The sequence below is a fragment of the Acidovorax sp. ST3 genome, from assembly GCF_003231145.1.
Taxonomy (GTDB): domain Bacteria; phylum Pseudomonadota; class Gammaproteobacteria; order Burkholderiales; family Burkholderiaceae_C; genus Acidovorax.
Genome location: NZ_QKVP01000105.1, coordinates 1 through 570, shown reverse-complemented (window position 1 = coordinate 570; position 570 = coordinate 1). Strand labels below are relative to the sequence as shown.

Genomic DNA, 570 nt, shown 5'->3' with positions numbered 1-570 from the left:
GGCGAGCGCGAGGCAGGCGCCGCGCAACAGCCGACGCTGGGCAAGCTGCCCTTGAGCGTGCGCGAGACGCCCCAATCGATCTCCGTGATCGGCCAGGAACAGATCTGCCAGCAGAACCTGCACACCCTGGACGACGTGATGCGGCACGCCACCGGCATCACGGTGCAGCCGCACCATCACCTCACCACCGGCTACTACGCGCGCGGCTTCCAGATCGAATCCTTCGAGCAGGACGGCGTGCCGGCCATGATGGGCAACCGCGCCGCCGCGCCGGAAGACATGGCCATCTACGAGCGCGTCGAGATCCTGCGCGGCGCCAACGGCCTGCTGCATGGCGCCGGCAATCCCGCCGCCACCGTCAACCTGGTGCGCAAGCGTCCGCAGCGCGAGTTCGCCTTCAGCGGCGCGGTCAGCGCTGGCAACTGGGACCGCTACCGCGCCGAGGCCGACCTGGGCGGCCCGCTCAACGCCAGCGGCAGCGTGCGCGGCCGTCTCGTCACGGCCTTTGAAGACCGCGGCTATTTCTACGACGTGGCGGACCAGAAGTCGGCGCTGTTCTACGGCATCGGC

The 570-nt window shown here is 69.6% G+C and carries 1 protein-coding gene; it reads left to right on the top strand.

Features of this window, described 5'->3' with window-relative positions; all coding sequences use genetic code 11:
• A partial coding sequence (locus DNK89_RS23815) for a TonB-dependent siderophore receptor (protein ID WP_153064349.1) occupies positions 1–570 on the top strand: 570 nt, incomplete at both ends.